2 protein-coding genes and 2 pseudogenes are annotated in these 2,958 nt (G+C 44.1%); 2 read left to right on the top strand and 2 right to left on the bottom strand.

Annotation, left to right across the window (positions count from 1 at the left end; genetic code table 11):
• The coding region (locus tag IM319_RS17230) for a calcium-binding protein (protein ID WP_287736403.1) at positions 1 to 1,194 on the top strand (1,194 nt) is incomplete at its 5' end.
• Positions 1,195 to 2,025: 831 nt separating this feature from the next.
• A pseudogene (locus IM319_RS17225) lies at positions 2,026 to 2,391 on the top strand (MotA/TolQ/ExbB proton channel family protein); the annotation flags it as partial.
• Between the two features lie 299 nt (positions 2,392 to 2,690).
• On the opposite strand, the pseudogene IM319_RS22635 reads toward IM319_RS17225, so the two are convergent.
• Both IM319_RS22635 and IM319_RS17220 read right to left on the bottom strand, forming a co-directional pair.
• Positions 2,691 to 2,822: pseudogene (locus tag IM319_RS22635) on the bottom strand (AAA family ATPase); the annotation flags it as partial.
• 23 nt (positions 2,823 to 2,845) lie between these two features.
• A partial coding sequence (locus IM319_RS17220) for a transposase (RefSeq protein ID WP_071784045.1) occupies positions 2,846 to 2,958 on the bottom strand: 113 nt, incomplete at its 5' end.

The raw sequence follows: 2,958 nt of genomic DNA, 5'->3' as shown, positions 1-2,958 counted from the left end.
TTAGAAGTCGATTACTCAGGTTTAACCACCGATATCCGTCAATTTACCACCTCTTTTTCCACCAGTGGTAACAGTATTTCCTACAGAAATATCGAAAGATTTAACCTGACTGGGGGTAATGGCAACGATAACCTGTTCGGTGGTAGTTTCAACGATACCCTGATCGGTAATGCCGGTAATGATACCCTCAACGGTAATGACGGGGATGACAGCATTAGTGGTGGTGATGGTAACGATTCTCTTCTTGGGGGCAACGGTAATGACACTATTAGCTCCGGCTTAGGGATTGACACAGTAAACGGAGGAGGAAACCTCGGTGATTTACTGATCGTTAACTACTCCACTCTGACTACGGATATCACTCAGACAATCAATCAGATATCTACCACTAGCAATCAGGTTAATTACACCAGTATCGAGCGCTTTAACTTGACTGGGGGTAGCGGCAACGATAGCTTATTTGGTGCGATTCTAGATGATACTCTAATCGGTAACGCCGGCAACGATACCCTGATCGGTGATAACGGCAATGATAGTATCAATGGGGGGGCTGGGAATGACAGCCTGATCGGTGGTGACGGTAATGACACCCTCAGCACAGGTCTAGGTACTGACTTTGCTGACGGTGGCGGTAGCATCGACCTTCTGATCGTTGACTACTCTAGCCTCACCACTAATATCAGCCAAACCGCTACTGTCATCTCCACTACTGGTCATCAAGTTGCTTACACAGGCATCGAGCGGTTTCAAGTGACTGCGGGTAGCGGTAATGACCGTTTGTTGGGAGGAGTATCGGCAGATCTCCTCAATGGCGGTGCTGGCAACGATACCCTCACCGGTGGTCTAGGAAATGATACCCTCACCGGCGGTGGTAATGCCGATCAATTCATTTTCAACAATCCTAATGAAGGCATTGACTCGATTGATTTTGTCAGCGCTGAAAACGATCAGATTGCCGTCTCTAGAACTGGTTTTGGTGGTGGACTCGCCGTCGGCGCCCTGGCTGCCGCTCAATTTATCTCTGGTGCAGGAATCACGGCAGCGACCACAGCCACGCAACGATTTATTTATAACACCACTAATGGCGCTTTGTTCTTTGATGCTGACGGTAGCGGTGCTACTTCCGTCGCTCTTCAAATCGCCACTCTCACCGGTGCGCCGACTCTCGTTAATACTGGTATCGTTGTCATCTAGATTAAGGATTAGAAATTAATCCTGAAACTGACTAAGGACAGTTATTCCTGGACTTCCCCCATACAGAAATACTAAAAAATTAACAAAACCCTTACTGCCTGGAGCTTCTCAGAAAAAATTGAAAAGACGCTACTGGGTACATTTTCCCTTTGAAAATGGCTGTACCGTTGACTGTATCTAGAGTAGAGCGATTCCGTAGAGTTGGCTGTATAGTGATCGCTAACCTTATTGTAACAGATGGTGTCATTAATCTCTAGAGTCAGCGATTCCCTCGGTAGCCATGTTTTTGATGGTTTTCTGCCTGGAAACAAGCTATAATGGTCGAAGGGTCAAATTTGAAAAATTTTGCCTCAAACCCTGTCTGCGTAAGGATTTCAGGAGTTTGTACCCAGTAGTTTATTAGTATTACATTGCTTTAACTCAGGCTCTGTAAGACTTTGAGCCATAGCTAGTATATTTATACGGGGGAAGTTCAGTTATTCCCTAATCTCTTTTCCTATCTAGAAAAGGGGTTAGGGATAGTTTGCTGAGGGAAACTTTGTATAAACCCGCTAAACCCTAAATTTTTGTAAAAACCCCCGATCAGAGTCGTCTAGAGGTTATTTTTCGAGGAATTTTTTGACTGGACTGAGGTTCACCATTCACATCTTCAGGCCTCTTGAAAAGCCCCATCTCATCCTGTATTCTAAGTCAGCGTGAGAACTATAAATGTCAATCGATTAAGCTAAATCTTAAACTATAATCCTTAAACTATAATCATTACCCGATCGCCCAGGAGGGACAAAACAACTCGTGAGTATAACTGATTTAATCCAAAAAGGCGGAGTGGCTATGTGGCCGCTGCTTTTTCTGTCTATTTTAGCTCTTAGCACTATTATCGAACGAATTTGGTTTTGGAGTCGCACCCTCCTCAGTGAAGGCCAGATTTTAAACCGGATTATGGAATCGGCCATCCGTAATTGGGATGTGGCGGCAAAAGTCGCCAGAGATTCCCGCAATCACCCCATCGGTAGCTATCTTTATGCTCCCCTGCGCTTAGAAAATCCAGATCCAGAGGTTTTTCACTTTGCCCTCGAGTCGGCTGCCGATGAACAATTATCCTTAATGAAACGGGGCGATAAAATCCTGGAGGCAGTCATCGCCCTTTCTCCCCTGCTAGGATTATTAAGTAGTCGTGCAAAATTAATTTCTTGGTTAGGATAGGCAAAAGGCAATAGGCAAAAGGCAAAAGCTTTATCGAAATGTGTAATTAATTTTGCTTAGGTACTTAGGGACTACATCAAGTTTCTGATATTGCTCTGGTGTTCCGTTTTTTAGCTTTGCTTCTACGACTAGCATTTAACAATCCTCGACCATTGGATAGTTTAATTATAACACAGTTTACCCATAGATGGTAGAATTAAAATCGTGCTTTGCAGTTAATATCCTGGTCGGATTTCATCCCCCGCAAAGGTGAGTATCTTGTCGAAAAATTTAGCGGGGGCATTCATCCGACATTTTAGGTAAATCTGAAATTCAATGCTTCCTTCCTGACCCTGGGAACGAAGACGCTCAAACCCGCCCCGACCTCGCGCATCACAAGCTTCTTCTACTCCTCCTTTAAGACAATCAGATAAAAAACCGAAGGCTCTTCGTTACTCTTTATGCTAAATCAACAGACAAGATGCCAAGATAACATACTTCTAACCCAAAAATTCCGAAAGTTTCTAAAGCCATAGCCTCTTCGTTTTATTAGTTTAAGTTTATTGTTGATTCCCTCGACCA

This window comes from Microcystis sp. M113S1 (assembly GCF_020246945.1).
Lineage (GTDB): Bacteria > Cyanobacteriota > Cyanobacteriia > Cyanobacteriales > Microcystaceae > Microcystis.
The sequence above is the reverse complement of the archived record's forward strand: the minus strand, read 5'-3'. Positions and strand labels throughout refer to the sequence as shown.